Origin of the sequence: Agathobaculum hominis, from assembly GCF_014288055.1 — a bacterium.
In the GTDB taxonomy this organism is placed as follows: Bacteria; Bacillota; Clostridia; order Oscillospirales; family Butyricicoccaceae; genus Agathobaculum; species Agathobaculum hominis.
Genome location: NZ_JACOPK010000011.1, coordinates 1 through 18,428, shown reverse-complemented (window position 1 = coordinate 18,428; position 18,428 = coordinate 1). Strand labels below are relative to the sequence as shown.

The 18,428-nt window shown below is 59.0% G+C and carries 17 protein-coding genes, 1 rRNA gene and 1 pseudogene; 8 read left to right on the top strand and 11 right to left on the bottom strand.

Going from position 1 to position 18,428, the window contains the following annotated elements; all coding sequences use genetic code 11:
- Nucleotides 1-41 precede the first annotated feature (41 nt).
- Both H8S02_RS11090 and H8S02_RS11085 read left to right on the top strand, forming a co-directional pair.
- Nucleotides 42-1,361, top strand: a complete 1,320-nt coding sequence (locus H8S02_RS11090) for a glutamine synthetase family protein (protein ID WP_186970577.1) — start codon at nucleotides 42-44, stop codon at nucleotides 1,359-1,361.
- Between the two features lie 28 nt (nucleotides 1,362-1,389).
- Entirely contained in the window at nucleotides 1,390-1,962 is a 573-nt protein-coding gene (locus tag H8S02_RS11085; RefSeq protein WP_186970576.1) for an ANTAR domain-containing response regulator, read from the top strand.
- A 111-nt stretch (nucleotides 1,963-2,073) separates the two neighbouring features.
- Here H8S02_RS11085 and H8S02_RS11080 read toward each other — a convergent pair whose 3' ends face one another.
- The 5 genes from H8S02_RS11080 to H8S02_RS11060 all read right to left on the bottom strand — a co-directional run bounded on the left by H8S02_RS11080 (nucleotide 2,074) and on the right by H8S02_RS11060 (nucleotide 7,294).
- Nucleotides 2,074-3,339 carry a diaminopimelate decarboxylase gene (locus H8S02_RS11080; RefSeq protein ID WP_186970575.1) on the bottom strand — a complete coding sequence of 422 codons (1,266 nt, stop codon included), beginning with the start codon at nucleotides 3,337-3,339 and terminating at the stop codon, nucleotides 2,074-2,076.
- A 94-nt stretch (nucleotides 3,340-3,433) separates the two neighbouring features.
- Nucleotides 3,434-3,667, bottom strand: coding sequence for a DUF3006 domain-containing protein (locus H8S02_RS11075; protein ID WP_118686534.1), 234 nt, complete (start codon nucleotides 3,665-3,667; stop codon nucleotides 3,434-3,436).
- Nucleotides 3,664-4,512, bottom strand: a complete 849-nt coding sequence (locus H8S02_RS11070; protein WP_186970574.1) for a ComEC/Rec2 family competence protein — start codon at nucleotides 4,510-4,512, stop codon at nucleotides 3,664-3,666. Before H8S02_RS11070 ends, H8S02_RS11075 begins: the two co-directional genes overlap by 4 nt.
- Nucleotides 4,513-4,514: 2 nt before the next feature.
- Entirely contained in the window at nucleotides 4,515-6,011 is a 1,497-nt protein-coding gene (gene putP, locus H8S02_RS11065; protein ID WP_186970573.1) for a sodium/proline symporter PutP, read from the bottom strand.
- 146 nt (nucleotides 6,012-6,157) lie between these two features.
- Nucleotides 6,158-7,294, bottom strand: coding sequence for an FtsW/RodA/SpoVE family cell cycle protein (locus tag H8S02_RS11060; protein ID WP_186970572.1), 1,137 nt, complete (start codon nucleotides 7,292-7,294; stop codon nucleotides 6,158-6,160).
- Nucleotides 7,295-7,516: 222 nt separating this feature from the next.
- Between H8S02_RS11060 and H8S02_RS11055 the strand changes: the two genes are divergently transcribed.
- From H8S02_RS11055 to H8S02_RS11030, 6 genes are all read left to right on the top strand, one after another.
- Nucleotides 7,517-9,187 carry a formate--tetrahydrofolate ligase gene (locus H8S02_RS11055; protein WP_186970571.1) on the top strand — a complete coding sequence of 557 codons (1,671 nt, stop codon included), beginning with the start codon at nucleotides 7,517-7,519 and terminating at the stop codon, nucleotides 9,185-9,187.
- A gap of 433 nt (nucleotides 9,188-9,620) precedes the next feature.
- The gene (gene tsaE, locus H8S02_RS11050) at nucleotides 9,621-10,049 is read left to right on the top strand and encodes a tRNA (adenosine(37)-N6)-threonylcarbamoyltransferase complex ATPase subunit type 1 TsaE (RefSeq protein ID WP_186970570.1); all 429 of its coding nucleotides are present in this window, start codon (nucleotides 9,621-9,623) and stop codon (nucleotides 10,047-10,049) included.
- Entirely contained in the window at nucleotides 10,046-10,747 is a 702-nt protein-coding gene (gene tsaB, locus H8S02_RS11045; RefSeq protein WP_186970569.1) for a tRNA (adenosine(37)-N6)-threonylcarbamoyltransferase complex dimerization subunit type 1 TsaB, read from the top strand. Before tsaE ends, tsaB begins: the two co-directional genes overlap by 4 nt.
- 34 nt (nucleotides 10,748-10,781) lie before the next feature.
- Nucleotides 10,782-11,411: a uracil phosphoribosyltransferase gene (gene upp / locus H8S02_RS11040; RefSeq protein WP_186970568.1), complete on the top strand. Its 630-nt coding sequence runs from the start codon at nucleotides 10,782-10,784 to the stop codon at nucleotides 11,409-11,411.
- 45 nt (nucleotides 11,412-11,456) lie between these two features.
- Nucleotides 11,457-11,831, top strand: a complete 375-nt coding sequence (locus tag H8S02_RS11035) for a hypothetical protein (RefSeq protein WP_186970567.1) — start codon at nucleotides 11,457-11,459, stop codon at nucleotides 11,829-11,831.
- Between the two features lie 58 nt (nucleotides 11,832-11,889).
- Nucleotides 11,890-12,444 (top strand): GNAT family N-acetyltransferase, encoded by a 555-nt coding sequence (locus H8S02_RS11030; RefSeq protein WP_186970566.1) that lies wholly within the window; start codon nucleotides 11,890-11,892, stop codon nucleotides 12,442-12,444.
- A 99-nt stretch (nucleotides 12,445-12,543) separates the two neighbouring features.
- On the opposite strand, the gene nrdG is transcribed toward H8S02_RS11030, so the two are convergent.
- From nrdG to rrf, 6 genes and pseudogenes are all read right to left on the bottom strand, one after another.
- A complete protein-coding gene (gene nrdG / locus H8S02_RS11025) occupies nucleotides 12,544-13,053 on the bottom strand; it encodes an anaerobic ribonucleoside-triphosphate reductase activating protein (RefSeq protein WP_118722740.1) in 510 nt (169 codons plus the stop codon).
- A pseudogene (nrdD, locus tag H8S02_RS11020) lies at nucleotides 13,054-13,305 on the bottom strand (anaerobic ribonucleoside-triphosphate reductase); the annotation flags it as partial.
- Nucleotides 13,298-15,631, bottom strand: coding sequence for an anaerobic ribonucleoside triphosphate reductase (locus tag H8S02_RS11015; protein ID WP_186970565.1), 2,334 nt, complete (start codon nucleotides 15,629-15,631; stop codon nucleotides 13,298-13,300). The gene H8S02_RS11015 and the pseudogene nrdD, both read right to left, overlap by 8 nt.
- A 341-nt stretch (nucleotides 15,632-15,972) precedes the next feature.
- The gene (locus tag H8S02_RS11010; protein ID WP_186970564.1) at nucleotides 15,973-16,668 is read right to left on the bottom strand and encodes a P-II family nitrogen regulator; all 696 of its coding nucleotides are present in this window, start codon (nucleotides 16,666-16,668) and stop codon (nucleotides 15,973-15,975) included.
- A gap of 1 nt (nucleotide 16,669) precedes the next feature.
- Entirely contained in the window at nucleotides 16,670-18,187 is a 1,518-nt protein-coding gene (locus H8S02_RS11005; protein ID WP_186970563.1) for a DUF1538 domain-containing protein, read from the bottom strand.
- A gap of 125 nt (nucleotides 18,188-18,312) precedes the next feature.
- Nucleotides 18,313-18,428, bottom strand: a 5S ribosomal RNA gene (rrf, locus tag H8S02_RS11000).

Sequence of the window (18,428 nt, the reverse complement as noted above, 5' to 3'; positions counted from 1 at the left end):
CTTTTTCGCCTGTCCGGATAAAAGAAAAGGAGGCTCTCCGTATGGATACCACCATGAGCGAAGTCGTACAGTTTATTCAGGAAAACGACGTAAAATTCATCCGTCTGGCGTTCTGCGACATTTTCGGAAACCAGAAGAACATTGCCATTCAGCCGACCGAGCTGACGCGCGCCTTTGAATACGGCATTCATTTCAACGCGTCCGCTCTGCGCGGCTTTCTCAACGTTGACGCATCCGACCTGCTGCTGTTCCCCGACCCGGCCACGCTTTCCGTGCTGCCGTGGCGCCCGGCACAGGGCCGCGTCGTTCGCTTTTACTGCGACATCCGCTACCCGGACGGCACGCCGTTCGAGGGCGACGGCCGCTATCTGCTGCGGCAGGCGAGCCGCCGCGCGCGCAAGGCCGGCTACTCGCTGACTATGTGCACCGCGAGCGAGTTCTATCTGTTCGAGCTCGACGAGAACGGCCACCCGACCACCATCCCCCACGACCACGGCGAATATTTCGACGTCGCGCCGCTCGACAAGGCGGAAAACGTGCGCCGTCAGATCTGCCTGACACTCGAGGAGATGAACATTCAGCCGGAGTCCTCGCATCATGAGCAGGGTCCCGGCCAGAACGAGGTCGATTTCCGCGCCGCGGAGGCGCTCGAGGCAGCGGATAATTTCGTGACCTTCAAGTGGGTCGTCAAGTCCATGGCCTCCTCGAGCGGCCTGTATGCGTCCTTCCTGCCCAAGCCGCTCCAGAACACCCCGGGCAGCGGCCTGCATCTCGCGGTCTCGATCACCAAGGACGGTCAGAACCTGTTCCATCCGTCCATCGAGGAGTCCGAGGAGGGCCGTCAGTTCGTTGCAGGCGTGCTGCGCCGCGCCGCCGAAATGACCATCTTCGGCAACCCGCTCACCAATTCCTTCCAGCGTCTCGGCGAGTTCGAAGCGCCCAAGTATATCACCTGGTCGCACCAGAACCGCGCGCCGCTCATCACCGTCCCGCTCGCGACCGGCGGCAAGCCCAACCGCTTCAAGCTGCGCTCGTTCGACGGCTGCATCAATCCGTACATCGTATTCGCCCTGCTCATCCACGCAGGTCTGGACGGCATCGAGAACAAGCTCGAGCTTGCGCCTGCGTGCGAGGAAAACCTGTTCACCTCGAGCGAGGCGGTCCGCGCCAGGTATGATGCGCTGCCCGAGTCGCTGTGCGAGGCCATCCGCACCGCGCAGAGCAGCGACTTTATCGCAAAATACCTGCCCGAAAAGATGCGCACAGCCTTTTTCGCCGCCAAGCAGGCCGAGCATGATCGCATCGCGCTGGCCGACGACCGCACCGCTGCCGAGCGTCAGCTTTACTTCGAACGCTACTGAGACAACCGAAAGGAGGGGAACGCGCTCTATGGAACGTATTCTCGTCGTTTCTTCGACCGATAAATCACATACAATGCTCGCGCAGTTTCTGGTCTCCTGCGGCGTGCAGTCTCAGCTGTACCGCGCGAAGGCCGGCAGCGAAGCGCGCCGCGCACTCGTGGACGGCGAATTTGACCTTGTACTGGTCAACACGCCGCTGCCCGACGAATTCGGCCATGAACTGGCGCAGCTCGCCGCGGGCGAGACCACCGCAGGAGTTATCCTGCTCGCAAAGGCGGAGATCGCGGACAGCGTCGCAGAAAAGGTGGAGGACGACGGCGTATTCGTCGTGCCCAAGCCGCTCTCGCGCGTGTTGTTCATGCAGGCGCTGCGCATGACGCGCGCCGCACGCAGCCGTCTGAACGGACTGCAAAACGAAAACCGCCGCCTCCAGAAGCGCATCGAGGACATCCGCCTCGTCGACCGAGCGAAATGCCTGCTCATCGAGTGCTGCGGAATGTCCGAGCCGGAGGCGCACAGCTACATAGAACAGCAGGCCATGAACCGCCGCTGCCCCAAGCGCGACATCGCGCAGGGCATCATCGACGGAGACACACCTTAAGCTGTCGAAAAACGCACTTTATCGACCGACTGAGAGCCGCATCAAGCGGCTCTTTTTCATGCAGAAAACAAGGGTACACCGTTCTCAGGTGTACCCTTGCTGTTTTTCTGTTTACTTGAGGTCGTCGAACAGGCCGGTGAAGTCGAAGGTTGCGAAGTAGTCCTTCGGGGTCTCCGCACGGCGGATCATCTCGACCGAGCCGTCCTCGCGGAGCAGCAGCTCTGCGGAGCGCAGCTTGCCGTTGTAGTTATAGCCCATCGAGAAGCCATGCGCGCCGGTGTCATGGATATAGATATAATCACCGATATCGATGCGCGGCAGGTTGCGGTCAACTGCAAACTTGTCGTTGTTCTCGCACAGACCGCCGGTTACATCGTAGGTGCGGTCATGCAGCGCATTCTCCTTGCCGAGGACCGTGATGTGGTGGTATGCGCCATACATCGCCGGACGCATGAGGTTTGCCGCGCAGGCATCCAGACCGGCATACTCCTTGTAGGTGTGCTTGTGGTGGATGCACTTTGCAACAAGCGCGCCATAGGGGCCAAGGATAAAGCGGCCCATCTCGGTGTAGATGGAAACGTCGTCCATGCCTGCCGGGACAAGCACCTCGTCAAAGGCGCGGTGTACGCCCTCGCCGATCGCCATGATGTCGTTCGGCTCCTGCCACGGCTTGTAGGGGATGCCTACGCCGCCCGACAGATTGATGAACGCGATATGCACGCCGGTCTCCTTCTGAACATCGACGGCCAGCTTGAACAGGATGCGGGCGAGTGCCGGATAATATTCGTTTGCAACCGTGTTGGAGGCCAGGAACGCATGGATGCCGAAGTGCTTGACGCCCTTCTGCTTCATGTACTTGAACGCCTCGATCAGCTGCTCGCGGGTCATGCCGTACTTGGCTTCCTGCGGCGTGTCCATGATCTCGTTTTCGAGAACGAAGTCGCCACCCGGATTGAAGCGGCAGGACATGGTCTCCTTCCACTCGCCTACCTTGTCGTAGTAGTCGAGGTGGGTGATGTCGTCGAAATTCACGATCGCATCGAGGTCGCTTGCGAGCTTGAAGTCCTCGTTCGGCGTGACATTCGAGGAGAACATGATGTCGTGGCCGGTAATGCCGCAGGCGCGGCTGAGCTGAAGCTCGGTATAGCTCGAGCAGTCGCAGCCGAAGCCCTCCTCGTGCAGGATCTGAACGAGACGCGGATTGGGGGTCGCCTTGACCGCGAAATATTCCTTATAGCCCGGGTTCCATGCAAACGCGGCCTTTACCTTGCGCGCGTTCTCACGGATCGCCTTTTCATCATAGATATGAAACGGAGTCGGATAGGTCTTGCTGATCTCCTGCGCCTGCTGGAGTGTCAAAAAAGGTTTCTTTTCCATGTGTTTCGCCTTGCCTTCTTGGGAAATTTAGTGGTGCAGATTAAGCAATACCGCATAATGGAACATGCTCTGATTGTGCGGTGCTGCCTAAGGTTTATACGTCGGATTTTGCGCCGAGGATGCGCTCGAAGCGGCGGCGCATATCGTTTTCCATGCGCTGCGTCTCGATCTCATCCACGTCGACGATGCGGCCGTCCTCCACGATAACGACAGTGCCCTCTGCTAACATTGCAGGAGCGCCTTCACGCGGAATCTTTACCGTATCTTCACCGATTTCTACATAAATATAGTCACCCTCAAAGTGATCGATGATGCCGGTCTTTTTCATACAGCATTCTCCTTGTAAGCGATGAGCGGGAGCGCGACCGTGCCGCTTTCCGCGGTCATGCGGATATCGCGTACACCCGCAAGTGTCAGATTGGTTAGCGTTTGTTCGGCCGGATGACCGTAGTCGTTGTCCGTGCCGCAGGATATGATGGCGGTCTGCGCTCCGAGCGCAGAGAGAAATGCAGGAGAGGACGAGGTATCCGAGCCATGATGGCCGACCTTCAGAATATCGCACCGAAGCCCGGGATGGTGCCGCAGGAGCGACTGCTCGGCCGGCTCCTCCGCATCTCCCATCAGCAGGACGGAAGCGCTGCCGGTTTGAAACAGAGTGATCAGAGAGCGGTCATTTATCTGGTCAGCCGGGATATCCTCCGCCGGACCGAGGAACGTGAGCGAAGCGCCGCCCTTCAGCGTGAGCGTCTCGCCGTCATACGGGACGAGGGGCGTGAGTCTGCGCCGGCGGAGCGCCGCATCCAGCCCGTCGCTCTGCGTTTCCGCACTCATGTAAAAGCTGCGCACGGGAAACGCGCGGAGCACCGCCTCCATGCCGCCGATATGGTCGGCGTGGGGATGCGTCGCGATGACGGCGTCGAGCCGGCGCACGCCGAGACTTTTCAGCTCGCGCACGAGCGCCGGTGCGCCCTCCGGTGTACCGGCATCCACGAGGACCGTGCTGCCGCCCGAAACGAGCAGCGTGCAGTCACCCTCGCCTACATCAAGAAAATACGCGGTGTCCTCCTCGGGGAGGGACGCGGCGCCGAGCCGTCCGGCAAGCAGCAGTCCCCCGTCGAGCAGGAGCGCCGCCGCTGCGAGCACCAGCAGGAGCCGCCGCACACGCGCTTTCATTTTTATTCCTCGCAGGAACGGTACGAGTCAAACTCGTCGGTAATCTCCTTCGAAGGAGCCGCAGTCAGCAGGCTGACAACGAAAATCGCGATCAGACCGCAGACAAAGCCCGGGACGATCTCATACAGGTCGAAGATGCCGCCGGAAAGCTGCGCCCAGACCAGATCGACGATGCCGCCGACCAGGATGCCCGCATAAGCGCCCTGCTTGTTGGTGCGCTTCCAGAACAGCGAGCACAGAACGAGCGGACCGAAGGCCGAGCCGAAGCCGCCCCATGCGTAGGAGACCAGACCGAGAACCGTGCTGTTCTGGTTGGTCGCGATGAGAACGGCGATGACCGCAACGCCCATAACGCAGCCGCGGGAAACCCACATCAGCTCCTTCTCGGTCGCCTGCGGACGGATCTTGTTGTGATAAAAGTCCTTGGTCAGTGCAGACGCGGTAACGAGCAGCTGGGAGTCCGCAGTGGACATGATGGCTGCGAGGATAGCAGACAGGAAGATGCCTGCGATAAAGAGCGGGAAGAACTTGGAGACCATGGTGATGTAGATGATCTCCTGCTGGCCGTTGCCGTCGAGCAGACCGTCGCCGAGAACCATGCGGCCGGAAACGCCGATCAGGACTGCTGCGGTCAGCGAGATAACGACCCATACCGTCGCGATGCGGCGGGATTTTTTGATCGCCGCCGGAGAGGAAATGCCCATAAAGCGCACGAGGATGTGCGGCTGACCGAAGTAGCCGAGACCCCATGCAACGAGCGAGACGATACCCATCGCGGTGTACGGCGTATTAGTCGCGCCGTCAACAAACATGCTCAGGAAGTTCGGGTTGAACGCCTCGACGCTCGAAATGAACTCCGCCGGGCCGCCCATACGGAAAACCGCGATCAGCGGAACCGCAACCACGCAGAAGAACATCATGAGACCCTGGAAGAAGTCGGTCCAGCACACGGCGAAGAAGCCGCCTGCGAACGTATACGAGATAACGACGACTGCGCCGACCGCGAGCGATACCAGATACGGGATGCCGAAAACGGACGAGAACAGCTTTGCGCAGGAAACGAAGCCGGACGCGGTATAGAACAGGAAGAATACCAGAATGAATACCGCCGAAATGACCGAGAGCCAGCCGGATTCGTCATGGAAGCGGTTCTTGAAATACTCCGGCAGCGTGATCGCGTCGCCTGCCACCTTGGTGTACTGGCGCAGCGGCTTGGCTACGAGCAGCCAGTTGAGATAGGTGCCGATCGCAAGGCCGATGCCGATCCAGCCGGCGGAAATACCGGACAGATATGCCGCGCCCGGCAGACCCATCAGCAGCCAGCCGGACATATCGGACGCCTGCGCACTCATCGAAGTGACCCAGGAGCCGAGCTTTCGTCCGCCAAGGAAGTATTCGGTCGTGGTCTTATTCTTGCCGACAAAATACATGCCGATACAGAGCATAAAAATCAAATAGACGCAGAATGCGGCTATGGTTACTATGCGGTTTGTCATCATTGTTTTACCCTCCATTTTATACTGTTAATTATACAGGAAATCCGATAATTTTGCAAGATGCCGCCGCAAAAATTGCAAAATCTCGCAAAAATGAACATATTACACAATTCCGGTATGTTTTCACCGCTTTACTTTGGTAAAAGCGCTCAGTGCTGAAGCCAGCTCGGCTTTTCCCTCATGCGCACGCCTGCGGCGATGCCGAGCGCGGCATACATCGTGAGCACCGAGGTGCCGCCGTATGAGAAAAACGGCAGCGTCAGACCCATGACCGGCAGCAGACCGACATTCATGAAGATGTTCATGAACGTCTGGAACAGGAACATGCCGGCAACGCCGACCGCGAGAAGCGAGGAGAACGGCGTGGACGCGCGGTAGGACACATAAAACAGGCGCGCGATGAGCAGGCTCAGCAGCAGGATGATCGCCATGCAGCCGAGAAAGCCGAGCTCCTCACCGGCGACCGAAAAGATATAGTCGGTCTGGTTCTCCGGGACGTACTGGAGCTGCGTCATGGTGCCGTGCGTCAGTCCCTGTCCGGTGAGCTGTCCCGAGCCGATGGCGATCTTGCCGTAGGTTGTCTGAAGCGCGGCCTGCGGGTCGATCGACGGGTCGAACAGCACGAGTATTCGCGTGATCTGATATTTCTTCAGCACAAAATTCCACAGCACCGGCACGCTCGCCACCGCGACGCCCGCGCCGAGCGCGATCCATTTGAGCGACAGACCGGCCGCGAACAGCATAATGACCGCGATCATGAAATACTGGATCGCCATGCCCGAGTCGCCCGAGGAGACGACGACCACCGCCATCATGATAAGCGTATGCAGCGCGATGACCGCAAGACCGCGCAGCTCGCTGATATACTCTCCGACCTCGGAGATATGCGCCGCCATCGTGAAGATGAAGATCAGCTTGCCGAGCTCGCCCGGCTGAAGGCTGGTCACGCCCAGATTGAGCCACGCGCGCTGGCCATTGACCTCCATGCCGAGAGGCGTGAACAGCAGCAGCTGAAGGCAGATGTTCACGATGACGAAGTTTTTCCACCTGTTCCGCAGCCCCTCCAGATCGATAAGGCTCATCAGCACGAAGGCGCCGAAGCCGATCAGGATGGCCGCGCCCTGCACATACAGATTTTTCGTCGAGCCGTCGTCCTTGATCGAGACAGGATTGAGCGTGGCGGAGTAGATGAGCGCCATGCCGTAGCCGGAGCAGATAAAGGCGATGACCGCCAGATACAGATCGGTGTTTTTCAGATAATGCGCCACCGATTTGAAAAGGTCCATGCAGACCCTCCTTTTCCGTGTTCTTGTCATTCCATGCGGAAATATAATATCAGATTATATCATACCACAATGACGCACATTTTTCGAGATTGAATTTCGTCAAATTTTTCGCGCACCTCACTGGAAAACTGTGCAGAACATTGTTATAATGGTTTTAACATTTAAGTGTGTGCGGCCGGGCGACAATCCGTTCGCCGCGCCCCAGTTATCAGGAGGAATGTTATGTTATCCGACATCGAAATCGCACAGGGCTGCCAGATGCGCCCGATCACCGAGGTAGCAGCGGCAGCCGGTCTGGACGCCGAGGATCTTGAGCTGTACGGCAAGTACAAGGCCAAGCTGTCCGCAGACGTATGGAAAAAGACCGCAGACAAGCCGGACGGCAAGCTCGTTCTCGTCACCGCCATTAACCCGACTCCTGCCGGCGAGGGCAAGACCACCACGACCGTCGGTCTGGGCGAGGCGCTCGCAAAAATGGGCAAAAAGGCCATGATCGCGCTGCGCGAGCCGTCTCTCGGCCCGGTATTCGGCATCAAGGGCGGCGCGGCAGGCGGCGGCTACGCGCAGGTCGTTCCGATGGAGGACATCAATCTGCACTTCACCGGCGACATGCACGCGATCACCGCGGCGAACAATCTGCTCTGCGCCATGCTCGACAACCACATGCAGCAGGGCAATGTGCTCGGCATCGATCCGCGCCGCATTGTTTTCACCCGTGTCATGGATATGAACGACCGCGCGCTGCGCAACATCACGATCGGTCTGGGCGGCAAGGTAAACGGTGTGCCGCGCGAGGATCACTTCATGATCACGGTTGCGTCCGAGGTCATGGCCATCCTGTGTCTGGCGAAGGATCTCGACGACCTCAAGAAGCGCTTCGGCGACATTCTCGTCGCATACACCTTTGCCGGCAAGCCGGTCTATGCGCGCGACCTGCACGCTGAGGGCGCGATGACCGCGCTGATGCGCGACGCCATCAAGCCGAACCTCGTTCAGACGCTCGAGGGCACCCCGGCGCTCATGCACGGCGGCCCGTTCGCGAACATCGCGCACGGCTGCAACAGCGTTCAGGCGACCCGTCTCGCCATGAAGCTCGCTGACATCGCCATCACCGAGGCCGGCTTCGGCGCAGACCTCGGCGCAGAGAAGTTCATGGACATCAAGTGCCGCAAGGCCGGCATCTCTCCGGACTGCATCGTGCTCGTCGCGACCGTCCGCGCGCTCAAGTACAACGGCGGCGTACCCAAGACCGAGCTGAACACCCCCGACATGAGCGCGCTCGAGCGCGGCATCTGCAACCTCGACGCCCATCTGGACAACATGAAGAAGTTCGGCGTGCCGGTCGTTGTCGCCATCAACGCCTTCCCGACCGATACCGCCGAGGAGATGGAGTTCATCCGAAAGCACTGCGCAGAGCGCGGCGTCCGCGTTGCCCTGTCCGAGGTATTCGCCAAGGGCGGCGAAGGCGGCGAGGAGCTTGCGCGTGAGGTGCTGACCGTGCTCGACGAGGGCAAGGCAGACTTCCACATGCTGTATGAGGACGAGCTTCCGCTCGAGGAGAAGATCCGCAGAATTGCCAAGGAAATCTACGGTGCGGACGGCGTGACCTTTGCTCCCGCGGCGCACAAGGAGCTTGCGAACATCACCGACATGGGCTATGGCAGTCTGCCGGTCTGCATCGCCAAGACGCAGTATTCGCTGTCCGACGACGCTTCGCTGCTCGGCCGTCCGAGCCAGTTCGTTGTAAGCGTCCGCTCGGCGCGTCTGGCCGCCGGCGCAGGCTTTGTTGTCGTGGAGACCGGCGCAGTCATGACCATGCCGGGTCTGCCGAAGGTTCCGGCGGCAGAAAAGATCGACGTGGACAATGCCGGTGTCATCACCGGGCTCTTCTAAGAGGGTCTAAGGGGGACACTGTCCCCCTTAGATACGCTCCCGGTTCCGGAGAAACCGGGAGCGATAACCCCCTCTCGTCCGCACGGCGGACGAGGCCGTGCCGCCGCGGCACGGGCAGAGGTGTAAAAGTCCGGCAAAGCTGGACTTTTACAGAGAATTTTATGCGGCGCACTGCGGTGCGCCTGTCCTGCCTGTTTTGCCGAAGGCAAAATGCGGCAGGAGACTGCGCCCTTCGGGCGCGAAAGGCACGCTTGGCGTGCCTTTCCTTTTCTCCCGTAGGGAGTCGGAAACTTTCGGACGACTCGTGTTCTGCGAAGTCAAAACACAGGTTGTCGGAAAAACGAAGTTTGTCGACAGGCTTGACAGGCTTCTTGCTATTTTCATGTCCGCATGATATGATAGTATTGAAATGATACAAAGAAAAGGTGTTTCCATGGAATATATCACCCATTCGCCCGAGGAGACAGAGGCGCTCGGCGCGAAGTTCGCTCTCAGCCTGCATCCCGGCGATGTCGTGGCGTTCTCCGGCGACCTCGGCGCAGGAAAAACCGCCTTCACGCGCGGCGTGCTGCGCGGTCTCGGCTATACCGGCCGCGTCACCAGTCCGACGTTCGCCATCGCGAACGAATACCACACAGACCGTGCAGATGTGGCGCATTTCGATCTCTACCGCATCCTCGACAGCGAGGCACTGTTCGAGATCGGCTTCGATGAATACCTTGACGGCTCGAAGATCGTGCTGATCGAATGGAGCGAAAATGCTGCCGATATCCTGCCGGACAGCTATAAAACCGTGCATATTCAGTACGGAACTTTCGAAAATGACCGAGTGGTCACGATTGATGAGGTGAAGAAGCAATGAAAATTCTCGCTCTGGAGTCCTCTGCGGTGAGCGCTTCGGTCGCTCTGACCGAGGACGACAAGCTCATCGCACAGTCCTTTCAGAACTGCGGTCTGACGCACTCGCGCACCCTGCTGCCGATGGCGGAGGCGCTGCTCGCAAACTGCGGCGTTTCGCTCTCCGAGGTCGATGCTTTCGCGGTCGCACACGGCCCGGGCTCGTTTACCGGCGTGCGCATCGGCGTTGCGACAGTCAAGGGGCTCGCGCTCGGCACGGACAGGCCGTGCGTCGGCGTATCGACGCTCGAGGCCATGGCCTGGGGCGCGCGCTCTCTCGGCGGCAGTCTCTGCTGCGTCATGGACGCCCGCGCCGGTCAGGTATACAATGCGCTCTTCGAGGTCGACGGCCTCACACCAAGGCGTCTGTGCGATGACCGCGCGCTCAAAATGACCGAGCTTTCCGAAGAAATCGGCGAAGCTCCGTATTTTCTGGTTGGAGACGGCGCGAACTTGTGTTATAATACCATTAAAGACAGCTGTACCGGTCTGCGTCTTGCGCCGCCCGAGCTGCGCTACGCCACCGGCTTCGGTGTCGCGGCCGCCGCGCTGCCGCTCATTCGTGAGGGCAGAACCTGCACCCCGCAGGAGCTCGACGCCTTCTATCTGCGCCGTCCGCAGGCCGAACGCGAACGCATGAAGCGTCTCGCGGAGAACAAATAACAAATTCAGACTTCAATAAAAGGAGACTACGATTATGGCAACCGTACATGAAATGGACCACCCGCTGATCAAGCACAAGCTGAGCCTGATGCGTGACAAGACCACCGGCGTCAAGGAATTCCGCGAGGCCGCTTCCGAGATCGCTATGCTGATGTGCTACGAGGCGACCCGTGATCTGCCGCTCAAGGAGATCACCATCGAGACCCCGGTTTCCGAGGCTCGCGTACAGGTCATTTCCGGCAAGAAGATCGCTCTCGTTCCGATCCTGCGCGCAGGTCTCGGCATGGTAGAGGGCATTCTGGAGATGATCCCGGCGGCCAAGGTCGGCCACATCGGTCTGTACCGCAACCCGGAGACCCTCCAGCCGATCGAGTATTACTGCAAGCTGCCGAGCGACATCAACGAGCGCGACGTTCTGCTGCTCGATCCGATGCTTGCAACCGGCGGTTCCGCGATCGCTGCGATCGACGGCCTCAAGCGCCGCGGCGTCAAGCACATCAAGCTGATGAACCTCATCGGTGCGCCGGAAGGTGTTGCTGCGGTTCAGAAGGCTCATCCGGACGTTGAGATCTTCGTCGGCGCGATCGACGAAAAGCTGAACGATCACGGCTACATCGTTCCGGGTCTGGGCGATGCCGGCGACCGTATCTTCGGCACCAAGTAAGCAAAAAGTTCACATCACCGATACCCCCGCAAAGGAGGCTGGCGTATGACAAAGAAACGCTTACTTCGTTTTTCCCCGTACCTGACTTTTCTGTTCTGCTACGGCCTTGTCACGATAGTCGGTCTGATACCCGGGTTGCTGTACGGCAACGAAATGGGCTACTGGCTGCTCGGCTTCTGGTTTATCCTGCCGTGGTCTGCCCTGCTGTGTACGTTTTTCGCAGCGTTTCTCAGACTGCCGCTTTACCCGCTCCTGCCGGTCATAGCCGGTTCGTGGGCGCTCTGGATACCGTGGGTCACGTTCGGCCCGCAGGTCTTTCCGCAGAGCCTTGGTTACGGGCTTATCCCCGCAATCATCGGACTTATCGCGGGCATAGCAGCGCCCCAAGCTGTCAGATGGTATCGGCAGAAACACAACTGATCTATGGCATTCGGTGCGGCTTCGGCCGCACCGTTTTGTCTCTGCATACGGAGTAGATATGGAGAAGATTGAATTACTCGAGGTGCAGTCGCAGCGTCTGTACTTCCGCCGCCTGCGCGCGACCGATCTCGAGCTTGCCTCCTGCGTTCTTCAGAACGCGGAGACCATGGCGGCATGGGACCGGCCGTATGACCGCAGTGATACGCTGGATTTTATCGCGGATATGCTGCGCCGCTACCGCACGGACGGCATCGGCTATGTCGCAGCCTTCGAAAAGCAGACGGACGAGCTGGTGACGCTCTGCGGCCTGCTCGCGGAGCAGCTTGACGGCCGTCCGGCCGTCAGTCTCGGCTGCATCGTGCGCAGCGAAAAGCGCTTTCACGGTTTCGGCAGAGAATGCCTGTCCGCCATGCTCAGCTGCGCGTTCGCGCGGCTCGAGCTCGACCGCGTTGTTTCCTTCATCCGGCTCGACAATGTCGGTGCGCTCCAGACCGCTGCCGCGTTCGGCATGAAGCCGGTCGGCCGCTGCGAGCGCGTCCATGCCGGTCAAGCCGTCCCTCACGCCGTTCTCGAGATGCGCAATCCGCTCGCTGCACCGGACGGCATAAACTGAATACTGCACAAAAAAGCTGTCCTTCCGGAGATGTTATCTCGGAAAGACAGCTTTTTTCGTCAATTCAGTGCTTATGTGAAACGTCAGCTTCGCAGCAGCTTATCTGTACTGCTCCGCCCAAACCGGCGCGCCCGCCTCGAGCGACTTCGGCACATCCAGCACGCGCTGGTTTGCGCTGCCGCGGAAGCGAAGGTCGATGTTCTTCTCCTCCATGAGGAAGCGGCCGTCCACGAGCAGATCAAGCTCGCCGAGCAGCTTTTTGACATAGGGGTCGGAAAGCTGCATCAGCTCCTCAAAGGTGTAACCCGAGTAGGCCATGAGGTGCTTTCCCCTGCTCTTCAGTTCGACCGCCAGACGGTACAGCGGCTCCGCCTTGCAGAACGGCTCGCCGCCCGAAAAGGTCACGCCCTTTACGAACGGGTTTTTGCACATATCCTTCAGCAGCGTATCGAGCGCGATGTCCTGTCCGCCGTCAAAGTCGTGCGTCTGCGGATTGTGGCAGCCGGGACAGCCGTGCGGACAGCCCTGCACGAACAGCGTATAGCGGAAGCCGGGGCCGTCTACAATAGACTCTCCGACCGTTCCCGCGATGCGAATGGTGCCTTCCATTTACGCAGTATGCTCCTTCTCCATCGGGCAGCAGGTGGTGACCGAGTGCTTGACACGGTCGTGCTCCTCCGCGCGCTTGCCATTGTTGAAGCGGTCGAGCGTGCCGACGAGATAGCCCGTGATGCGGCGGATGCGCTCGAAGCCGACACCCTCACCGATAAGCTGCTCCTGCATAACCTGATTGTTCTCCATGACAGACATCCTTTCTATTCCGGGGACAGCGGACTTGCACCTCCGCTGCCGATCATTTTCTCACGATTTTCAGAGTATTTGGCTGACGGTCAGCTTCCTCGTTCGGGTCGCCATGGTAGCCGATCGTCGTGCTGTTGTAATTCTTGTAAAGGCCGAGCTTCTGCAGCCTGGACAGCGGCACGCCCTCGCCCTCACGGCGTCCGCAGCGCGGACATACCTCGCCGATGATGCCGGTATAGCCGCAGACCGGGTCGCGGTCGATCGGATGGTTGATCGCGCCGTAGCCGATGCCGGCTTCCTTCATCGCGCGGACGACCGCCTCGAACGCCTCCAGATTCTGCGTCGGGTCGCCGTCCAGCTCGATGTAGCTGATGTGGCCGCCGTTGGTCAGTTCATGATAAGGCGCCTCGCGCGCGATCTTCTCGAATGCGGAGATCGGATAGTAAACCGGCACATGGAACGAGTTGGTGTAGTAATCGCGGTCGGTAACGCCCGGGATGACACCGTATTTCTCGCGGTCGATCCGGACGAAGCGGCCGGACAGGCCCTCTGCCGGAGTCGCGATCAGCGAGAAATTCAGATGGTACTTCTCACTCGCCTCATCCATGCGCTTGCGCATATGGCCGACGATCTCAAGGCCGAGGTTCTGCGCCTCCTCGCTCTCGCCGTGATGACTGCCGATGAGCGCCTTGAGGCATTCCGCAAGGCCGATGAAGCCGAGCGTCAGCGTGCCGTGTTTCAGCACCTCGCCTACCTCATCGTCCGGGCCGAGCTTCTCGGAGTCGATCCACACGCCCTCGCCCATGAGGAACGGGTAGTTGCGCACGCGCTTAGCGCACTGAATGCGGAAGCGGTCGAGCAGCTGGTCGATGACAAGGTCGATCTTGCGGTCAAGATCCTCGAAGAACCAGTCCAGATCGCCGTGGCTGCGGATCGCGATGCGCGGCAGGTTGACCGACGTGAACGACAGGTTGCCGCGGCCGTAGGTGATCTCGCGGGACGGGTCAACGATGTTGGACATGACGCGCGTGCGGCAGCCCATGTAGCCGACCTCGGTCTCCGGATGACCGGGCTTGTAATATTTCAGATTGAACGGCGCGTCGAGGAACGAGAAGTTCGGGAACATGCGCTTGGCGGAAACGCGGCAGGCGAGCTTGAACAGATCGTAGTTCGGGTCGCCGTCGTTGTAGTTGACGCCTTCCTTGACCTTGAAGATGTGGATCGGGAAGATCGGCGTCTCTCCGTTGCCGAGGCCGGCCTCGGTCGCGAGCAGCAGCTGCTCCATGACCAGACGGCCCTCAGGCGAGGTATCCGTACCGTAGTTGAGCGAGGAGAACGGGATCTGCGCGCCCGCACGGGAGTGCATGGTATTGAGGTTGTGCACCAGAGCCTCCATCGCCTGATAGGTGCCCTTGCGCGTCTCCTTGTCGGCGTACTTGCGCGCGAATTTCATGCACTTCGCGACCGTCTTTTCGTCCATTCTCTCGGAAAGCGCCTTTGCCATCGCCTCGTCATAGCCGTTGTCGCCGGCGAGGCAGGCCCATTTGCCGGTCTCCTGCTCAACGCGCTCGGTCAGTTCTCTTGCATCCACTTCATTGTTGTCGTCCTCGCCGAACACCTCGAGCGCCTTGGCGAGGTTGCTGCGGAACAGCTTGCGGAAGGTCTTGCGCACACCCGGCGCCATGGAGTAATCGAAGTTCGGAACCGACTGGCCGCCGTGCTGATCGTTCTGGTTGGACTGGATCGCGATGCACGCCAGAGCCGCATAGGAGCGGATGTCGTTCGGCTCACGCAGGAAGCCGTGACCGGTCGAAAAGCCGTCGCGGAACAGCTTCAGCAGATCGATCTGGCAGCAGGTGGTGGTCAGCGTGAGAAAATCCAGATCGTGAATGTGGATGTCGCCGTCGCGGTGCGCCGCTGCATGCGCCGAGTCAAGGATGAACATCTCGTAGAACTGCTTTGCGCCCTCCGAGCCGTACTTGAGCATGGTGCCCATCGCGGTATCGCCGTCGATGTTGGCGTTCTCGCGCTTGATGTCGTTCTCGATAGAGGGCTTGAAGGTCAGATCCTCGTAGACCTTCATCAGGCGGGTATTCATCTCACGCACGCGCGTACGCTCGTTGCGGTACAGGATGTATTTCTTCGCGGTGCGGGCGTGGCCGCTCTCGATGAGCACGGTCTCGACCGTGTCCTGAATCTGTTCTACCGTCGGGATTTTCTCGCTGACAGTCTTTTCAAGCTCCTTTTCGACCTGCTCCGCCAGCTCGTGCGCCATCTCGTAATCCTGGCCGCCGACCGACTGCGCCGCGCCGAAGATCGCGTTCGCGATTTTATCCAGGTCAAACGGAGCTGTTCGGCCGTCTCGCTTGATAATCTGCTCTATCATAACCAAAAATCCCTCTCTCATACAAAAACCGCCTTGCGGCGATTACTAAATTTCGTGGTGTTGCCCCGTTTTGTACACCATATATTGTGCTCATTCGGTGCTTGCAAATACTATTGTAAACCGTGAGTCCGCGTCTGTCAAGGGGCGAAAAAATCTTTGGTACTTTTGTAAGAAAAGGATTTTTTTTATTGTACTATCTTCTGAACTTTTATTTTTTTCTTCGGCGCAGGCTGGGGATAACCTGTGATTATAAAACCGCATCATGTGGACAAAGCTGTGGACGGAAAAGGGGAAGGGCATTCTCCGGATGTCCTCCCCCCTTCTGTGTTTGCCTGTGACTGTCAGTCCGCCAGACCGATCGCGTCGGAGACCGGCATGGACAGTATCAGTCCGTGACTGCGCGTCCGGGTTCCCACCGCGCGCATCAGCTCGGTCATGACCTGCTGCTTTTCCGCACTTTTGACAACAAGGAAAACAATTTCCTTTTCCGCCTGTATCTCGATGCCGAAAAAGCGCTTGACTTCGTTTTCCGCGATGCCGCGCGCCGAGATCACCGTACCGCCGCGTGCGCCGGCCTTGCGCGCCGCATCCATCGCGACGTTCGTGTAGCCTCGCTCCATCACGACGGCGACCACATCGAAGCCTGTCTGTTCGCTTTTGTTCATCCGGATCTCCTCCTGTTCGTCCGCCTGCGTCAGCAGGCTGTGCCAGCGGCGTCCAATGCCGCTGACCGGAATGGTGAACGCGATACCGCGTCCCGGGTAGCGCATCTGAAGCTCTTTTCCGAGCCGGTTCAGGATACGCTGCGCCTGTCCGCTCGCCGCGAGACAGAACACGACTGCCTTGGCCGTCTCGCCGATGCCGAGCAGGTCGAGCATTTCCGTGCGCGCCGTACCGTGCGCCATGCACACATAGTCGAGCAGCGTGTGCTCCTCGCGGAACAGGCTGAGTATCTTTTCGCCCTTGCCGACGTCAACGACCGCTACGGCGAACGCAAGGCCGCTCTGCGCGGTCATCTGCGGTGTATGCTCCATCATATCAAGTATCCCCCTCCAGCACGATAATGCTGTCCTCATCGTCCGCAGCGAGCGTTTCCTGCGGCATATCTTTCTGTTTGAAGCGGTAGAGCAGACCGAGCGTCTGTATCGTCAGCAGCGGCGTCATGGCGACCATCGCCACGATGCCGAAGGCATCGGTCAGCACGTTCCCTCCGAGCGCTTCGCAGGCGCCCATCGAGAAGGGCAGCAGGAAGGTCGTTGTCATCGGGCCGGACGCGACGCCGCCCGAGTCGAACGCAATGCCGGTGAATATCTTCGGCACAAAAAACGTCAGCGTGAGCGCGATCAGGTAGCCCGGAATCAGGATATAGTAAATAGAGATGCCCGTGAGCACGCGCATCATCGCCAGTCCCACCGAGCACGCCACACCGATCGACAGGCTGAGCATCATCGCGCGCTGCGAGATACCGCCGTTTGTGATCGTTTCGACCTGTCGGTTGAGCACATGCACTGCCGGCTCGGCAGTGACGAGGAAGTAGCCGATGAGCATGCCGAGCGGAATTAAAATCCAGCTTTTTCCGCTCAATGCAAGCTGCTGTCCGAGATAATGACCGGCCGGCATGAATCCGACATTGACGCCGGTCAGAAACAGCGCCAGACCAACAAAGGTATAGAGAAAACCGATGCCGATTTTCTGGAGCTGAATCTTGTGAAAGCGCTTAAAGATCAGCTGAAATATCGCACAGAATGCAATGACCGGCAGCAGGGCGGAAACGACCTCACGTATGTAGTCCGGCAGCGCATGGACAAATTCCGCTGCGACCTGGCGGGTGTCCTCGAGCTCCGGAACTGCGATCTGCGTATAACCAGCGTCGCCGCCCGAATAAAAAATGCCGAGCAGCAGGACCGCAAGCACGGGGCCGATGCTGCACAGTGCGACTAGGCCGAAGCTGTCATCCTGAGCGTCGCTGTCGCCTCGTATCGAAGCGAGACCAACGCCGAGCGCCATGATGAACGGAACCGTGATCGGGCCGGTCGTAACACCGCCCGAATCGAATGCAACCGATACAAATTCGTTCGGCACAAAGGCGGAAAAGATGAAAACTGCAATATAGAATAGAATGAGCAGAAGAGAAAGCCGTATTTTGAAGATTGTGCGCAGCAGTGCGAGCACGAAGAACAGACCGACGCCGACTGCGACCGTCCAGATCAGCATGCTGTTCGAGATGGACGGAACCTGTCCGGCGAGCACCTGAAGATCCGGTTCGGCGATCGTGATCAGAATGCCGATCAGCAGTGTAATCGCGATGACCACAGCAAGATTTTTTGTCTTCGGCAGCTGTGCGCCGATACCCTCGCCCATCGGTGTCATGGATACATCCGTGCCAAGCGAAAAGAACGCCATGCCGACAATCAGCAGCACGGCGCCTGCAAGGAACAGGACAAGCGTGCCGACCGGCATCGGCGTGATCGTCATGCTGAGTACAAGGACGATCAGCGTGATCGGAAGCACGGAAGATAGAGCTTCCTGAATTTTTTCTCGCAGAATTTTGTTCATTCTCAACCTCCACATTTCAGAGATATACCATTATATCTATTATATACGGAGATCAATACAACGTAAATCGTTAGGGCGTTTTCTTAACAAAAACAAAACACCGATTCGTTTGAATCGGTGTTTTGTGTGCGCGTTGAGTTATCTTCCCGGGCCGTCGCCAGCCAAGTATTGTCACCGTAAATGAGCTTAACTACTGTGTTCGGAATGGGAACAGGTGTACCCTCATCACCATTAACACGCA